This window comes from Hominimerdicola intestinalis, from assembly GCF_054655215.1.
In genome coordinates this window covers 206,633-221,909 of the sequence record NZ_BAAHNZ010000003.1, presented here as the reverse complement: position 1 = coordinate 221,909, position 15,277 = coordinate 206,633, and the positions used below count along the sequence as shown (strand labels likewise).

Here is a 15,277-nt window from a genome sequence, read left to right as displayed (position 1 = left end):
TTTTTTGATCCATATCTCGGAAGTGAATTTGTGATACGCTGAAGCGCTATTTATCTATTTTCATAGATATGTCGAATGCCTTAACGGAATGCGTAAGCGCTCCGAGGGAGATTATGTCTACTCCCGTTTCGGCGATCTTTCTTATCGTTTCGGCAGTTACGTTGCCGGAGGCTTCAAGCTTCGCTCTGCCGTTTGTTATTTCAACGGCCTTTGCCATATCTTCACAGCTCATATTGTCAAGCATTATTATTTCAACGCCCAGATCTAGAGCCTCACGAAGCTGTTCCAGATCACCGACTTCTACTTCGATCTTTACTGTATGCCCCATTTTTTCTCTCAGCGCATTTACTGCTCCGGACATACTTCCGTAAGCGTCGAGGTGAGTGTCCTTGAGCATAGCGCAGTCTGAAAGGTTATAGCGGTGATTTTTTCCTCCGCCTACGGTAACGGCGTATTTCTGTAAAACTCTCAGTCCCGGGAGGGTTTTTCTTGTATCGGCGATCGATGCCTTCGTTCCCTCCACAAGCTTTACGCATTTATTTGCAGCAGTAGCTACACCCGACATATGCTGCAAAAGGTTAAGGGCGGTTCTTTCGCCTTTCAGAAGGGCTCTGGTCCTGCCTTTTATCCTTGCTATAATATCGCCCTTTTTTACAGATTCACCGTCGTGAATATAAACTTCAAACTCGGTTTCGGGGTCAAGCAGGGTAAAAACTCTCAGCGCAATATCTATTCCACATAGGATACCGCTGTCCTTTGCAACATATTTAGCGGCTGAAACCGAATTTTCGTCAACCAGATAATCCGTAGTTACGTCTATGTAATTAATATCCTCCAGCAGCGCATTTTTTATAATATCGTCTATCTGAAACTGCATTAAAGTCATAATAAAGATCCTCTCATTAATTTATAGATATTTCCTCAGGCGTCAGCTGCCGCTGCTTTCGTCAGGCTTATCAAAGACCGGCTGAGGCGTAAGCTCTGCGCTTTCAGAAGCGATCTTAAAAGCTTCGCCGAGAATAATGTATGCAACGGTGGCAAGCGACCTGGCTTCTACATAATCCTTGTCTGTTTTAAAGCGGCCTGTATCAAGTATTTCCTTTATCTGTATTATCCGCTCGTAGCCTGAAAACAGCGCGGGAATATCCGGCATTACAAAATAAGCGGTCTGCATGATTTTCCTAATTTCCGTCCTGAGTCCGGAAGGTATGTGGGGAGCATTTTCATAGACTTCAAAGTCGTAAGGTATAAACGCCTTGGGACATTCTTTTATTTTTTCATTAATATCCGACGCCGCTCTTCTTGAAAATACAAGAGCTTCAAGCAGCGAATTGCTTGCAAGGCGGTTGTTTCCGTGAACTCCGGTACAGGAGCATTCGCCGCAGGCGTAAAGACCGTCAACTGTAGTTCTTGCATAGGTATCTACCTTAATTCCGCCCATTAGATAATGCTGGCATGGGAAAATCGGTATCATATCCTCGGTCATATCATATCCGGCTTTCAAAAGGTTGGAGTATATCATTGGAAAACGGTTTTTGATAAAATCAGGATCTTTGTGGGTAATATCAAGGTAGAAATTATCCGAGCCGGTTTTCTTTGCTTCAAAAATAATTGAATGAGAAACTACGTCGCGCGGAGCAAGCTCCAGTCTTTTGTCATAGTTGTGCATAAACCTTTCGCCGCTGCAATTTTTAAGATATGCGCCCTCTCCTCTTACGGCCTCGGAGATCAGAAAGCATTCTCTTGTATGGCGGTTGTTGAAGGCTGTAGGGTGAAACTGAATATAGCTTAGATTTTTTATCTCAGCGCCCATATTGTAAGCGAGGGTTATTCCGTCGCCGGTAGCTATTGCGGAATTTGTAGTATATTCGTAAACTCTTCCAATACCGCCAGTTGCGAAAACGGCACAGTGTGAATTGCATACAGTATATTCGCCGTCCTTTAAGACAAGAAAGGAAAATCCCGCAGCAGTTTTTTTGCAGTCGCACATAACGGCATTTTCCCATATCGTTACATTTTCAAGCTGCTGAACGTTTCTGAGCAGAGTAGTTTCGATCTCAAAGCCTGTAGCGTCCTTGTGGTGAAAGATCCTGTGCATTCCATGTCCGCCCTCAAGGGTACGGTGATAGTCGCCGTTTGGAAGCTTGTCGAAATCCACTCCCAGTTCGATAAGTTTTGCTATATCTATCTTAGCTTCGTTAACGAGCACGTCTGTCGAAATCGGATCGTTTTCAAAGCCTCCCGCTACAAAGGTATCGTGCTTATGTTTTTCGGGCGAATCATCGGGGCTGTTGTAAACTCCGGCGATACCTCCCTGAGCAAGAGAAGAATTACATAAGGTCAGCTCTTTTTTTGAAAGAATAAGCACCCTCAGGCTGCGTGATAGATTGTAAGCGCCGTAAAGTCCGGCAACTCCGCACCCTGCGATGATCACGTCAAAATTATTCATATCTGCGTCTGCGGCGTATTCTGCGGAAATATTCCGTCCGCCGCAGACCTGCACCCTCTTTCGTTTGAACATTCGGTATTTTCATGTTCTTTACTTGAATATAGGATCGTTTTTACACGGTCGTCTGATTATACTTATTTAATTATAGCATATATTGCGCCGAATTTCAATAATAAATTGTAAAACCGCACGCACTGTAAGATTATATGTCAGAAAATGCGCGTCCGTTTTTTGCGGACGCGCCAGTATTTTTTTTCAGCTGAGAGATGCTGCTGAACAAAATGAACGTTTTTTATAGAGAACATTTTATTTTCGTATGTTTTTTTGTATACCTCAGACCACGGAGAATCACGATCGCAAGTATCATATAGATATCCCGTGCTCAGATTTAAGAGATCATCAAGTTAATGAATAGGGAAAAGCCGAATTTTATACTATGTTCTCCGCTGCACTGAACACGCAGATGATTTCCCGGCGGCAATTCAGCGCTTCTTATCAGCTGTCTGAGGCGGTTACAGCAGTTCCTTTGTTATCTATACGGAATTCACGGACATCCCAGCCGGAAAGCCCTGCGTTTTCAAGAGAAAATTTCATCTTGCCGGCAAAGTAGGTGTTTTTCTCGTCCGCTATAGCAATAATTGTCGGTCCTGCGCCGCTTATATAAGCTCCGTACGCTCCGTGAGTATAGGCAATATCAAAAACCTCACGGCAGTGCGGGATAAGCTCCATTCTGTAAGGCTGGTGAAGCTTGTCATGAACGGCAGTCCTGAGGTTTTCAAATTTTCCGGTCAGAAGCGAAGCGGAAAACAGCGCCGCTCTGGAAAGGTTATATACTGCGTCTTTGTGTGATACCTCTTTTGGGAGACAGGCTCTTGCCTTTTCGGTTTTAAGCTCAAAGTCGGGAATGATCGCGACGAATTTCAGTTTTGTATAAACCTCCTGCTTGACCCAGTGAACCTTTCTTCCGTCAAAAACAGCGGTAACTATTCCGCCGAGCAGTGCCGGAGCGGTATTGTCCGGGTGTCCCTCGATCTGAGCGGCAAGGTCTACCAGATCGTCAGTTGAAAGAGGATTCCCCAGAATTTGATTAGCGCCTGCGAGTCCTGCGACTATACAGGCGGACGATGAACCAAGCCCCCTCGCCATCGGAATATTGTTGGTCTGAACGAGCCTCAGCCCCTCTAGCTTCTTTCCGCATACTTCAAACAGATCCCTTGCGGAAATATATATGAGATTTTTTTCGTCCGTCGGGATCTCAAGTCCGTCGGCGGATGAAATATCTATCCTGTCCGACTCCTCCATTTCAACGTAATTATAAAATGTAAGCGCAAGGCCGAGAGCGTCGAAGCCTGCGCCGAGGTTTGCGGAGGTGGCGGGAATTTGGACTTTGATCATAAAAATTCTCCTTTGAGGTTTTGTTTATAAGTATTTTGCTATGCTGATCGAAAAATCACCGCTATAGCTGAAAAGCGGGCGAACTCAGTTCACCCGTTTGGTATGTTAGATCTGTTTTAGCTGAACGTCTATCCCTAGCAGATTCTTTACTGCACCGTGGCTGTTCTTATCTCCGCAAAGAACGGATAAAACATTCAACAGCTGTGGATCTACAGGGTTTTCTTTTCCTAAAAGCCATTGTTGCTGAACACTGTCGGTTTTGATCTCCAAATAAAGCCTGCCGGATGAAGCGGCTCTTATTACGGATATTTCGCTTATGCTTTCTTTTGGAAAAACCTTTCCGTTTACGCTTATTCCGCTGAGCGGCAGATCGTCTGCGATAATGATTTCACGGGCGGTTTTCTTTTTTCTTCTGCTGTAGTGAATACCGGCGGGAAGTCTGATAAGAAAAGCCGCTGCAAAAATTATAAGGATCACAATAACAATAACTAAAAGATCCTTGGCACTTTGAAGGCTTACCGAGCCTTTGGCAAACAAAGAACCGTATACCGAAATGATTAATAAAAATAAAATTCCTGAGATAATATTGAAAAAAACGGAAAGTCTTCTTGCACCTTTTGTTAACGTCTTGAACGGGGGCGAAATAACAACTCGCCTGTCCTCTTCTCTGACAGCTTCGACAGTCGTCTTGTGCAAATTATCAACGCCGGTGCTTTTAACGCCGCTGCTTTTAACATCGGTGCTTTTAACGCCGTTGTTTTTAATTCTGAAAAGTCTGCTTAAAGAATTGAAGTAACCGGGCTGATCGGTAAGCATAGATATTCTTTTATTAACGCCGTTCTGATTATAAATTATCTCTGCTGTGTAATAAATAACAGCCCCTCCGATTATTACATGCGCAGTCAGCTTCAGTTCAATTTCACTGCCGTAAATCAGATTGTGAGTTTGAGAGCCTGCGATTATTTCGGCACTGTTTTCGTGAAATACGGCATATCCCAGCTTAGTTTTAACGATCAGTACCGCATGTATGATATAAGGTACAAAAATCACCGCAGCTATCAGCAGAAAGATTATTGCAACGCTGTCGATATAGATGGAGGTCTGTATAAGCAGTGATATCAGGCAGACTATAATGATCGAGTGAATAAGACCGGATTGTCCGGAAATCATTCTGTCGAAGATTATTTTGCGCTTAGAGCTTACTGTGAATAGAGGATATAAATTATCAGTCATTTCGGATTGCTCCCTCTTTAAATTGATCATTACAGCATTCTTATTTTGCTTGCTATCTCACAGGAATGAGAAAGTATGGTGAGATTTGTATCTATATCCGCCTCTACCATGTTAGGCGTTATAAACGCAAGCTCGTTATCAGGTCTGCCTGCTCGTTCGATATACATGAGCTTTCCGAACATTTCGGAGATCGAAGGTTTGAGAGCGTCTGCGTCCTCGGCTTTTATACGAACGTACATTGAGGTTTCCTGAGTCTTGTAGTCAACGACGTAATCCCTGCTTCTGCTGTCCTCCCAGCTCATTGCCAGAACTCTGTTGTGGTGCTTGAGGCAGTCGATTATATCTCCGACAACAGCGGAAGCGGTAGGAAGCTTTCCTGCGCCCTGTCCGTAGAAGAGAACGTCCCCTACTCCGTCGCCGGTTACGGAAATTGCATTGTAAACGTCGTCTACAGAAGCAAGCAGATTGCTTTTTGAAACAAGTCTGGGACATACGATAGCGCTGACGTGATCTTTTCCGGCAGGTTTAACCGAGCCAATAAGCTTGATCGCATATCCGGCGTTTTCGGCGTACTCAACGTCGTCGAGAGTTATATGGGAAATACCGGAGCAATGCACCATTTCGGGATATATCTGCTTTCCGTAGGCAAGAGAGCCTAGTATACAGATCTTGCGGCAGGCGTCGTGGCCCTCTACGTCGGCAGTAGGGTCTTTTTCTGCATAACCCAGCTCCTGAGCCATTTTCAGAGCAGATTCAAAATCCATCTGCTCCCTTATCATTTTTGTAAGAATAAAGTTGGTGGTCCCGTTGAGGATACCCGAGATCTGTTCGATCTCATTTCCCGCAAGACACTTGTTCAGCGGTCTTATAATAGGTATTCCTCCGCCTACGCTTGCCTCGAAAAGATAGTTACAGTTATGCGCTCTTGCAATAGCGAGCAGTTCTGCTCCGTGAGTCGCTACAAGCTCCTTATTTGAGGTAACAACGCTTTTTCCGCGCTCAAGAAGCTTCTTGGTGTATTCGTAGGCAAACGTTGCTCCGCCTACGACCTCGGCTACTACTTCTATTTCTTCGTCGTTGAGAAGAACATTGAAGTCCTTAACAAGTTTATCCTCAAACGGATCTCCCGGAAAATCCCTCAGATCGCAGATATATTTGATCTCACAGTTTCTTCCGACCTTTTTTGATATAGATTCACGGTTCTTTTCAAAAAGCTCGACAGTTCCCGAGCCTACGACACCGTATCCTATTACTCCGACCTTACTCATAAATTATACCATTCCTTTCACGAAAAAACAGACGCAGTTCGTGTAACAGCACAAACCCTGTATTCATTAATAATATTCTTATTCTCCTGAGATAATCTTTACGTCGACTACTCCTTCGATCTTTGCAAGCTCACTTCTGAGAATAGCGGCGTTCATGGCTTCATATTCAAACCTTACTGAGATCGTAACGGTAGCTACAGAGTCTATAGGAATATTCTGGTTTATCGTCAGAATATTCGTATTAAGTTCGTAAAGTCTGGAAATTATCGAAGATAGCACACCTTTTTCATCTCTTAGCAGACAGTAGACCGATACTATTTTATTTGTAAACTGCTCCTCATAATTAAAGACAGAATCCTTGTATTTATAATAGGCGCTGCGGGAGATACCTGCGGCTCTGCATGCTTCGGCAGATGTAGCCGCGATACCCGAGGCCCTCAGGCGCTTGGCTTCCAGTACCTTTGAGATTATCTCCGGCAAAACTCCGGAGCTTACCACAACCAGCCTGCTTTCACTGTTCGGCAAAATAAGTCCACCTCCAACAAACAAGTGTATTTGCGATACATACAAATATATCATGTTTTCAGCAGTTTGTCAAGGGAAAAGGATATAATTAACTGCCAAATTTAATAAACGGCAGCCCGTTTGTATGTGCAGTATACACAAATTATCCGCTATATAATTAAATATAAAAACTATTAGTTGCTTATGTACAGAAAAGGAGATTATTAATTGAAATATTAGTCAATTTAGCCGAAAAGTCTGCCGCAGTTAAAGTTTTTGCTTTCTATCCTTGAAAAAAACTTGTAATTGTTGTACAATAGTTATATATATTTGGCGCAAGAGGGTGAATTTTATGGATATTATTGCTGAAATACTCAATACGGACAAACTTGCCGAGGACAGACTTAAAGCTGCCGAGGAGGAAAAAAGCCGTATTATTGAAGAAGCGTCGCAGGAGGAAAAGCGGTTTGCCGAAGAAGCCGGGAATGAGATAAGCAGACACCGTGATAAGAAGCGCGCTGAGACAGACGCCGAAATTAACAGGCTGACAGAAGAGATAAACGCTCAATGCAGCGGACAGATAAGCGCCCTCGACTGCTTATACGAAAAGAATCATGTCATATGGGAAAACAAAATATTTGAAAGTATTATAAATATTGCAGAATAATACAGTCACAGACGATGTAAGGAGGGAGCTTTCGGGTGCTGGAGAGTTATTCGACCAATGCTACGGTAACTAAGATAAGGGCGATCCACGGCACGATGCTGAAACGTGAAAATTATCATGAAATGGTCAGCATGAGAAGCGTTCCCGAGGTTGCCGAATATCTCAGGAAATCTCCGAGATTCAGGGAGGTTCTGGGCGATATAGATCCGAATACGGTTCACAGGGGCTTTCTAGAAAGCCTTCTGAGCAAGGCGAACTTTGATACCTATGCAAGGCTTTGCAGGTTTCAGGGACTAGATAAGCTGCCTTTTTACAATTTTATAATACAGAAGAAAGAATGCGAGCAGCTGCTGAATCTTGTAAACGCTCTGAATTCAGGACTTGACAGGAAATTTTTGGAGGAGCTGCCCGGTTACGTTATACGTCATTCCGAGCTTGATATGCTTTCGCTTTCAAATGTGGCGGATTTTAAAGAGCTGATGAGCAGGCTTAAAGGAACGCCTTATTATAAGGTAATGGCTTCAGTAAAGCTGAATGAGGACGGAAAAGCCGACTATACCGACTGCGAACTGAAGCTGCGTACATTCTATTACAAGCGTCTTTTAGGATATGTTGAAAAGGATTTTTATTCATCGGACGAAAAAAAGCTGCGCAAGCTTATATTCAGTGAAATAGATATTATAAACATTATAAACGCATACAGGCTTAAAGCGTTCTTCGGATATACTCCCGATCAGATAAAAAGCAGTCAGCTTCCTTTTACCGGAGCGGGAAAGAACAGAATGAACAGGCTTTATGAAAGCGATACCCCGGAAGAAATGATATCTCGTCTTGAGAAAATGACCTACGGCAGAAGCTTTCAGGGGGAGTACGAGCATATCGAAACCAAGATAAATTCCTATGCCTATCAGCTGATGCAGCATACTGTAGCCGCGTCGACATCGGCTCCGGTAACGATTTATGCGTTTATGAAGCTGTGCGATATAGAGGTAGGAAATATCGTTCATATAATAGAGGGAGTAAGATACGACGTAGATCCGGCTATGCTGGAGGGAAAGCTGATAATCTGTTGATTTTTTATGCGTATGCGTTTATATATAATTTCCACCGGGAGGAGAAAAGAAATGGCAATAGAAAAGATGGAGCTTGTTACTATTGTCGGGCTTATGAGCGAGCTGGATACGGTTTTGCTCAAATGCTGTGAAAGCGGCTGCTTTCATATGGAGCCTGCCTTTGCGTCTGCGTCTGAAAGCCGCGGACTCAAGCTTCTTAGCGATAAAAATCCGTACGACGTGCCTCTTAAGGGACTGGCGTCTATTGCGACGTCGCTGGGGATAGCTTTGGAGGAAACAGACTTTTCGGACTGCGGTCTTGAAAGCGGAGCCGATTTTTCGGCTTTCTGTGACAGACTTGAAAAACCTTTGGCGGAGATAGCCGCAAAAAAGCAGAATGCTATGCAGATAATCTCAGAGCGCAGGGGAGCAGTCATTCAGCTTAATCATCTTAAAGGTCTTAACGAGGAATTCGACAGGATATTCAGCTGCAAGCACGTTGCGGTAAGAGTAGGAAAGCTTCCCCTTGAAAGCCGTGAAAAGCTTGAGTTTTATGATCAGGAGTTTTTCTTCGTGCCTTTTGATTCGGACAGAAGCTTTTGCTGGGGAATGTATTTCTGTCCTAATGATATTAAGGATATAGTAGACGATATATTCAGGTCTATGTATTTTGAAAGAATAATGATACCTGACTTTGTTACAGGAAACGCAGCAGAAGCGTTTGAGCATCTGAACACAGAAATAGACGAGAATGTAAGGATAGCGGAGGAGCTCGACAAGCGGCTTTCGGATTTTGCTTCTGAGCATGAAAACGAGATACAGCAGGCATTTACCAAGCTGAAGTTCAGGCACGATACCTTTGAGCTTCGGAAAAATGTGGGAGCGCTTAACGATAAGATATACATCAAGGGCTTTATACCCGAAAAGGAAAAGCGGAGGTTTGAAAAACTGTTATCGGACAGCAGATCTGTTTCAGTGGTATTTATGCCGCCCGACGCCGACGCTTCCTGTATTCCGCCTACGGTGCTTAAAAACTCATGGTTCGCAAGGCCTTTCGGTATGCTTGTTGAAATGTACGGGCTTCCCGATTACGGCGGCTTCGATCCGACAGGCTTTGTGGCTGTTACCTATTCACTTCTTTTCGGTATAATGTTCGGCGATCTGGGACAGGGACTGCTTGTTTTTCTGCTGGGCCTTTTTATAGGGCGGAAAATGTCACCCCAGATGGGCGGAATGATGTCGCGGGTCGGAATTTCAAGTATGATATTCGGAACGCTTTACGGTTCGGTGTTCGGCTTTGAGGAGCTGCTGGATCCTGTATTTGATAGCATTGGAATAGACTTTCTTCCACTCAGGATCTTTAAGCAGACAGATTTTATACTGCTGACCGCGGTAGCTATCGGAATCGCTCTGATCGTTATTTCGATCATGATCAATATTTATGCAGGCTTTAAGCAAAAGGATTATGAGAGAGCGGTTTTCGGCTGCAACGGAATAGCGGGACTGGTTTTCTACAGCTCGGTAGTAGTAGGAGTTGCCGGAACTATGCTGTTCGATATTCACGTTATGTCAAAGCCATTCGTTATTTTTCTTATAGTTATTCCGGCACTGTGCGTTTTCTGCCGTGTTCCATTTGCGGCGGCGGTTAAATATAAGGAATTCAGGCTTTCTGAGGACGAGGAGAAAATGACTGTCGGAAACTTTATCGTTGAAAACTTCTTTGAAATGTTTGAATACGTCCTGAGCTATGTTTCCAATACGATGTCTTTTCTCAGAGTCGGCGGCTTTGTTCTCTCTCACGCAGGAATGATGCTGGTAGTAATGACGCTTATGGACGGTGCGGCAGCCGCTGCACAGCCTGTAGTTGCGGTATTCGGCAACGCATTTGTAATGGTAATGGAGGGAATGATCGTTGCGATCCAGATCATAAGGCTTGAATTTTATGAGATATTCTCACGCTTTTATGACGGTAACGGAAAAACCTTCGAGCCTGTTGGAATAAAGTTTTCCTCGCAGGTCGATTGATATTGAAATGATTATGATTTTTTGGAGGAATTTATTATGCTGAAATTATTTCTTTTGCCCCTTGCAGTAGTAGCGCTTCTTTGCGTACCTTTTATTATTATGGCCAAGAGGATCAGAAGCGGCAGATCACCTAAGGGTGCGTTTATAGGCAATCTTTGTACGTTTGCCGGAGTTATGGGACTCGGTATCATTATTCCGTTCGGCGGTTTTGTATCGGCAGCTGCTGACGAGGGCAGTATCATGGCGGCGCTTTCTACAGGCGCAGGTCTGGGCTATCTTGCAGCTGCTCTTGCCGTAGGACTTGCCTGTATCGGTTCGGGTATTGCCGTTGCAGCCGGCGCTCCGGCGGCAATTGGCGCAGTTTCAGAGGATCCTAAGGCTTTTGTTAAGGCGCTCATATTCGTAGTTCTCGGAGAAGGTATCGCGCTTTACGGTCTGCTTATTGCAATACTTATTATTTCCAATGTGGGAACTGCGCTTGGAATTTAAAGGCATATAACGCAGCTGAAGGGAGGCGTGTCCCTGCGTGAAAAGCATGGGCCTTTATTATGAAGTTTTATCTTATAAGCGATAATATAGATACGCAGATAGGAATGCGTCTTGCAGGCGTAGAGGGAGTAGTAGTTCATACCTCCGACGAGGTTGGCTCGGCTCTCGATAAGGCAATGGATATGGAGGATATCGGAGTGATCCTTATGACCGAGCTTGCCGTTAAGCAGTGCAGGGATAAGGTTTACGGGTATAAGCTAAGCAGAAAGCTTCCGCTGATAGTGGAGATTCCGGACAGGCATGCGACCTCCAAAATATCTGATACTATCTCAAGGTATCTTAAAGAGGCGGTCGGTATAAAGCTGTAAGCCGGCGTTCATAGCATTTATCTCCTGAAAGGAACGATTTACAATGATAGACGAAGCACAGAAGCTGCGGCGGTTCAAGGACGCAGTTTATACAGAGGCGGAGGGTAAGGTAAATAAAATTATTTCCGACGCCCGTCAGGATAAAAGCGCAAGGCTTAAAATGGCTGAAGCCGACGTCCGCAGCCGAACTGCGGCTGAAATACAGCGTATTGATAAGGAGGAGAGCCAGAGGCTTACAAAAGAGTCGTCTGCGGCAAGGCTTGAAGCTCAGCGCAGGGTTCTTCTGCACAGAAGCGGGCTTTCGGACAAGGTGTTTGAGAGCGTAAAGAGAAAGCTGGCTGATTTCCGTAGCGGCGGCGGTTACGCTGAGTGGCTGGAAAGTGCGGTAAATGCGGCAAAACGGCGTTATCCCGGCGAGTCTGCGGAAATAGATCTGGCGCTTTGCGATGAAAAGTATGCCGGAGCGCTGAAGAAGGCTTCCGGTTTTGAGGTACGCCTTAGTCCGTCTATCCTGCTGGGCGGGGTAAGCATACGCTTTGACGAGATAAACGTCGTTCTCGACTGTACCTTTGATTCGGCGGTCGAGGAGGAAAGAGAGAGCTTCTGTCGAACTGCCGGTCTGGCGGTCGGACAGGAATAACGGGGAGATTTCGGTATGGATAAAATTTATTCTATAAACGGGCCTGTTGTAAAGGTCAAGAATACCAAATCATTTTCTATGCTGGAAATGGTGTATGTAGGGAATAAAAGGCTTATTTCCGAGGTTATCGGAGTTGCCGAGGATTTTACCACTATTCAGGTCTACGAGGGTACGACGGGACTTGTGCCGGGAGAGCCGGTAACAGGTTCGGGAGCGCCTATGTCGGCGGTTCTCGGCCCCGGGATAATAAGCAATATTTTTGACGGAATAGAAAGACCGCTCCGCAGACTGGAGCAGCTTACGGGTGCGTTTATCGACGACGGAGCTGAGGTATCTTCGCTGGATACTGAAAAGAAGTATTCCTGTACCGTTAAGGTAAGAGCAGGAGACAGGCTTGAACCGGGACAGATATACTGTACCTGTCAGGAAACTCCTGTAATAGAGCATAGGTGTATGCTTTCTCCTCTTTCAAAGGGCGGCGAGGTTATCTGGTGTGCCGGCAGCGGCGAATATACTGTAAACGATACTGTTGTTAAAATAAAGAATATTTACGGCGGGACGGAGGATCTGACGCTCTGTCAGAAATGGCCTATAAGAACCCCCCGTCCCTGCGCGGAAAGACTGCCGATAAACCGTCCGCTGATTACTGGCCAGAGAATAGTCGATACGATCCTTCCTATAGCGAAGGGTGGAACGGCGGCGATACCCGGCGGCTTCGGAACGGGAAAGACAATGACTCAGCATCAGCTGGCGAAATGGTGCGACGCTGATATAATCGTATATATAGGCTGCGGAGAGCGCGGCAATGAGATGACTCAGGTGCTTGAGGAATTTTCTGAGCTTATTGATCCAAAAACGAACCGTCCGCTTACGGACAGAACGGTGCTTATCGCCAATACTTCTAATATGCCTGTTGCGGCAAGAGAAGCGTCTATCTATACGGGAATAACTCTTGCCGAATATTATCGTGATATGGGTTATCATATTGCGATCATGGCGGATTCTACATCAAGATGGGCGGAGGCTCTGCGTGAAATTTCCGGCCGTCTTGAGGAAATGCCGGCGGAGGAAGGCTTTCCGGCGTATCTTCCGTCAAGAATTTCTGAGTTTTACGAACGTGCAGGCTATGTAAGACCGCTTGGAGGGGGCGAAGGCTCAGTTACAATTATCGGAGCGGTTTCTCCTCAGGGTTCAGACTTTTCTGAGCCGGTAACTCAAAATACCAAGCGGTTTGTCCGCTGCTTCTGGGCGCTTGACAAATCACTGGCTTATGCAAGGCATTATCCCGCTATCAACTGGAATACAAGCTATTCCGAGTATCTGGAGGATCTTAAGGACTATTATAACGGCAGCGTAGCTCCTGATTTTATGCAGGTAAGACAGGAAATATCCAATATACTTATCGAAGAAAATACTCTTATGGAGATCGTAAAGCTTATGGGTACAGATGTTTTGCCAGACGATCAGAAGCTTCTTATCGAGTCTGCAAGGATCGTCAGAGTAGGATTTCTTCAGCAGAACGCCTATCATAAGGAAGATACCTTCGTTCCGCTTGAAAAGCAGTACCTTATGATGAAAGCTATTCTTAAATTCTATTCTCTTGCAAAAAAAGCGCTTTCGGAAGGAGCCGACGTTGATAAGATCATTCAGTGCGGCTGGGTAGAAAAGCTTATAAAAATAAAGTACGATATACCCAATTCCAAGCCGGAGATGTTTGCCGATTATGAGAGCCGAATGGAAAAGGACTTTAAGTCACTTACGGAGGTGCGGTAATTGAATCTAAAGTATATAGGACTGAGCGAAATAAACGGGCCTCTGGTAGTTCTTGACAAGGTAAGCGGCATAAGCTATGACGAAATGGCGGAAATACGCCTTGACGACGGAACGAAAAGGCTTGCCAGAGTTGTCGAGGCGTCGGAGAACAGAGCAGTACTTCAGGTATTTGAGGGAACAAAGGGTCTTTCCCTCAAAAATACCACGACAAAATTTGAGGGCAAGCCTATGGAGCTTGCGCTTTCAACGGAAATGCTGGGAAGAATTTTCAGCGGAGCAGGGAAGCCGATAGACGGACTGGGGGATATTTACCCCGAAAAGTACGCCGATATAAACGGAAAGCCGCTGAATCCTGTTTCAAGAAGCTATCCAAGAAACTATATCAATACCGGAATTTCATCAATTGACGCGCTTATGACGCTTATAAGAGGTCAGAAACTGCCTATCTTTTCGGGTTCGGGACTTTCGCATAACAAGCTTGCGGTTCAGATCGTAAGGCAGGCTAAGATAGCCGATGAAAACGGTCAGGATTTTGCTATTGTTTTCGGAGCTATGGGCGTTAAGAACGATGTTGCCGATTATTTTAAGCGCTGCTTTGAGGAAACAGGCTCGCTTCAGAGAGTTGCCATGTTTTTGAATATGTCAAATGATCCCATAATAGAGAGGATACTTACGCCGAGATGTGCGCTGACCTGCGCCGAGTACCTTGCCTTTGAGCATAATATGCATATTCTGGTCATACTTACGGATATGACTTCCTATGCCGAGGCTCTCAGAGAATTTTCCTCATCGAAGGGAGAGATACCGGGAAGAAAGGGCTATCCCGGATATTTATATTCCGATCTTGCTTCTATATATGAAAGGGCGGGGATTGTAAAAGGCTCAGGCGGCTCGGTTACTCAGATACCCATCCTTACAATGCCTAACGACGATATTACTCATCCGGTTCCCGACCTTACCGGATATATTACCGAAGGGCAGATAGTTATGGCCAGAAACCTTGACCAGACGGGAGTTTATCCTGCGGTTTCGGTTTTGCCCAGCCTTTCAAGGCTTATGAAGGACGGTATCGGAGAAGGCTATACAAGAGAAGATCATCAGATGGTGGCAAACCAGCTGTTTGCGGCGTACGCAAAGGTTTCAGACGCAAGAGCGCTTGCTTCCGTAATCGGCGAGGAGGAGCTTTCAGAAACCGACAAGGCTTATATAAAGTTCGGCGTTTTGTTTGAGGAGCATTTTATTAACCAGGGCTTCGACGTAAACAGAACGATAGAAGAAACCCTTGATCTGGGCTGGGCTTTGCTTTCGTCGCTGCCTAAGTCTGAGCTTGACAGGGTAGACGAGGAGCATCTTGAGAAATATTACAGCGCAGAAAAAGCAATAGCATTAATCAGCTGATTTAAATTATTAATGG

At 45.1% G+C, this 15,277-nt stretch carries 14 protein-coding genes; 8 read left to right on the top strand and 6 right to left on the bottom strand.

From position 1 onward, the window contains the following. Positions 1-46: 46 nt before the first annotated feature. The 6 genes from nadC to ACYQ0H_RS05205 all read right to left on the bottom strand — a co-directional run bounded on the left by nadC (position 47) and on the right by ACYQ0H_RS05205 (position 6,870). Positions 47-886 (bottom strand): carboxylating nicotinate-nucleotide diphosphorylase, encoded by an 840-nt coding sequence (gene nadC / locus ACYQ0H_RS05230; RefSeq protein WP_459811788.1) that lies wholly within the window; start codon positions 884-886, stop codon positions 47-49. Positions 887-928: 42 nt separating this feature from the next. Next, entirely contained in the window at positions 929-2,449 is a 1,521-nt protein-coding gene (locus ACYQ0H_RS05225) for an L-aspartate oxidase (RefSeq protein ID WP_459811832.1), read from the bottom strand. 495 nt (positions 2,450-2,944) lie between these two features. Then, entirely contained in the window at positions 2,945-3,844 is a 900-nt protein-coding gene (gene thrB / locus ACYQ0H_RS05220) for a homoserine kinase (RefSeq protein ID WP_459811787.1), read from the bottom strand. Between the two features lie 105 nt (positions 3,845-3,949). After that, entirely contained in the window at positions 3,950-5,077 is a 1,128-nt protein-coding gene (locus ACYQ0H_RS05215) for a hypothetical protein (RefSeq protein WP_459811786.1), read from the bottom strand. A 29-nt stretch (positions 5,078-5,106) separates the two neighbouring features. Then, a complete protein-coding gene (locus tag ACYQ0H_RS05210; protein WP_459811785.1) occupies positions 5,107-6,345 on the bottom strand; it encodes a homoserine dehydrogenase in 1,239 nt (412 codons plus the stop codon). 78 nt (positions 6,346-6,423) lie between these two features. Next, positions 6,424-6,870 (bottom strand): ACT domain-containing protein, encoded by a 447-nt coding sequence (locus ACYQ0H_RS05205; RefSeq protein WP_459811784.1) that lies wholly within the window; start codon positions 6,868-6,870, stop codon positions 6,424-6,426. 331 nt (positions 6,871-7,201) lie between these two features. Here ACYQ0H_RS05205 and ACYQ0H_RS05200 point away from each other — a divergent pair, with 331 nt between their 5' ends. Genes ACYQ0H_RS05200 through ACYQ0H_RS05165 form a run of 8 tightly spaced genes read left to right on the top strand, consistent with a single transcriptional unit; the run spans position 7,202 to position 15,261 of the window. Further along, positions 7,202-7,516, top strand: coding sequence for a hypothetical protein (locus tag ACYQ0H_RS05200; RefSeq protein ID WP_459811783.1), 315 nt, complete (start codon positions 7,202-7,204; stop codon positions 7,514-7,516). Between the two features lie 35 nt (positions 7,517-7,551). Continuing rightward, complete coding sequence (locus tag ACYQ0H_RS05195) at positions 7,552-8,589, top strand: V-type ATPase subunit (RefSeq protein ID WP_459811782.1); 1,038 nt, start codon at positions 7,552-7,554, stop codon at positions 8,587-8,589. Between the two features lie 51 nt (positions 8,590-8,640). Further along, a complete protein-coding gene (locus tag ACYQ0H_RS05190) occupies positions 8,641-10,593 on the top strand; it encodes a V-type ATP synthase subunit I (RefSeq protein WP_459811781.1) in 1,953 nt (650 codons plus the stop codon). 36 nt (positions 10,594-10,629) lie between these two features. After that, the gene (locus ACYQ0H_RS05185) at positions 10,630-11,082 is read left to right on the top strand and encodes an ATP synthase subunit C (RefSeq protein WP_459811780.1); all 453 of its coding nucleotides are present in this window, start codon (positions 10,630-10,632) and stop codon (positions 11,080-11,082) included. Between the two features lie 59 nt (positions 11,083-11,141). Continuing rightward, on the top strand, positions 11,142-11,450 hold the full coding sequence (locus ACYQ0H_RS05180) for a V-type ATP synthase subunit F (RefSeq protein WP_459811779.1): 309 nt from the start codon (positions 11,142-11,144) through the stop codon (positions 11,448-11,450). Between the two features lie 43 nt (positions 11,451-11,493). Next, positions 11,494-12,090 (top strand): V-type ATP synthase subunit E, encoded by a 597-nt coding sequence (locus ACYQ0H_RS05175; protein WP_459811778.1) that lies wholly within the window; start codon positions 11,494-11,496, stop codon positions 12,088-12,090. A gap of 15 nt (positions 12,091-12,105) precedes the next feature. Next, positions 12,106-13,863, top strand: a complete 1,758-nt coding sequence (locus ACYQ0H_RS05170) for a V-type ATP synthase subunit A (protein WP_459811777.1) — start codon at positions 12,106-12,108, stop codon at positions 13,861-13,863. Then, on the top strand, positions 13,864-15,261 hold the full coding sequence (locus ACYQ0H_RS05165) for a V-type ATP synthase subunit B (protein ID WP_459811776.1): 1,398 nt from the start codon (positions 13,864-13,866) through the stop codon (positions 15,259-15,261). The last annotated feature ends 16 nt before the right edge of the window (positions 15,262-15,277 follow it).

What these genes read in the sequence shown, in the direction of transcription:
- nadC (WP_459811788.1), bottom strand. Translation starts at nt 886, where the DNA reads ATGACTTTAATGCAGTTTCAGATAGACGATATTATAAAAAATGCGCTG.
- ACYQ0H_RS05225 (WP_459811832.1), bottom strand. Translation starts at nt 2,449, where the DNA reads ATGAATAATTTTGACGTGATCATCGCAGGGTGCGGAGTTGCCGGACTT.
- thrB (WP_459811787.1), bottom strand. Translation starts at nt 3,844, where the DNA reads ATGATCAAAGTCCAAATTCCCGCCACCTCCGCAAACCTCGGCGCAGGC.
- ACYQ0H_RS05215 (WP_459811786.1), bottom strand. Translation starts at nt 5,077, where the DNA reads ATGACTGATAATTTATATCCTCTATTCACAGTAAGCTCTAAGCGCAAA.
- ACYQ0H_RS05210 (WP_459811785.1), bottom strand. Translation starts at nt 6,345, where the DNA reads ATGAGTAAGGTCGGAGTAATAGGATACGGTGTCGTAGGCTCGGGAACT.
- ACYQ0H_RS05200 (WP_459811783.1), top strand. Translation starts at nt 7,202, where the DNA reads ATGGATATTATTGCTGAAATACTCAATACGGACAAACTTGCCGAGGAC.
- ACYQ0H_RS05190 (WP_459811781.1), top strand. Translation starts at nt 8,641, where the DNA reads ATGGCAATAGAAAAGATGGAGCTTGTTACTATTGTCGGGCTTATGAGC.
- ACYQ0H_RS05185 (WP_459811780.1), top strand. Translation starts at nt 10,630, where the DNA reads ATGCTGAAATTATTTCTTTTGCCCCTTGCAGTAGTAGCGCTTCTTTGC.
- ACYQ0H_RS05180 (WP_459811779.1), top strand. Translation starts at nt 11,142, where the DNA reads ATGAAGTTTTATCTTATAAGCGATAATATAGATACGCAGATAGGAATG.
- ACYQ0H_RS05175 (WP_459811778.1), top strand. Translation starts at nt 11,494, where the DNA reads ATGATAGACGAAGCACAGAAGCTGCGGCGGTTCAAGGACGCAGTTTAT.
- ACYQ0H_RS05170 (WP_459811777.1), top strand. Translation starts at nt 12,106, where the DNA reads ATGGATAAAATTTATTCTATAAACGGGCCTGTTGTAAAGGTCAAGAAT.